At 43.5% G+C, this 965-nt stretch carries 1 protein-coding gene; it reads left to right on the top strand.

Annotated elements, in window-relative coordinates:
• Positions 1-78: 78 nt before the first annotated feature.
• On the top strand, positions 79-965 hold an 887-nt coding region (locus AB4263_RS22950), incomplete at its 3' end, for an IS5 family transposase (RefSeq protein ID WP_372098948.1).

Raw genomic sequence — 965 nt, 5'->3', positions numbered from 1 at the left:
GGCTTTGTTTCCTAAATCAGGGAACTAATGCTTAAAGCTACGATCAGATCATCTAAGTTCACTCACATACTTAGAGCAATGCCAAAGCCTCGCTACAGAACAACTAACTGGAAACAATATAACCAAGCCCTAATCAATCGTGGTTCACTGACATTCTGGATTGATGAGGAAGCGATTCAACAGTGGAAGCAACTCAAGCAAGGTAAACGAGGTCGACCTCGATTGTTTAGTGACTTAGCCATTACGACCGCCCTCATGGTTAAACGAGTATTCGCGATGCCGTTGAGAGCGTTACAAGGATTCATCGATTCTGTTTTCAAACTCGCTCAACTCCCGTTGTCATGTCCTCATTATTCATGCATCAGTAAACGAGCCAAAACGGTTAATGTGTCATTCAAGACAAAGACCCGAGGCGCAATACAGCATTTAGCCATTGATGCAACAGGGCTTAAGGTCTACGGTGAAGGTGAATGGAAAGTAAAAAAACATGGTACTGACGGGAAGCGTCGAGTTTGGCGTAAGCTCCATTTAGCAGTAGACACTGGCACTCATGAAATCATTGCGGCTGAGTTAAGTTTATCGAATGTCACCGACGGTGAAGCTCTTCCTAATTTACTGAATCAAACTCGTCGTAGAATCAATGAGATATCTGGTGATGGAGCTTACGACACAAGACAATGCTACAAAGCCATACGTATTAAACAAGCTGTTCCACTTATTCCACCGAGAGAAGGTGCTGCTTTTTGGGTGCGAGGTCACCCTCGTAATCTGGCGGTAGCTTGCCAGAAATTATACGGCTCAAATAAACATTGGAAAAAGAAGTATGGTTACCATAAACGGTCACTTTCAGAGACGGCTATGTTCCGTGTAAAGACACTGTTTGGTGGGCGATTAAGTTTAAGAAACTATAATGCTCAGGTTGGTGAAACCTACGCCATGATTAAAGCGTTGAATAAGCTCACAGG

Origin of the sequence: Vibrio sp. 10N.261.55.C5 (genome assembly GCF_041470505.1) — a bacterium.
Classification (GTDB): Bacteria; Pseudomonadota; Gammaproteobacteria; order Enterobacterales; family Vibrionaceae; genus Vibrio; species Vibrio crassostreae_C.
The sequence above is the reverse complement of the archived record's forward strand: the minus strand, read 5'-3'. Positions and strand labels throughout refer to the sequence as shown.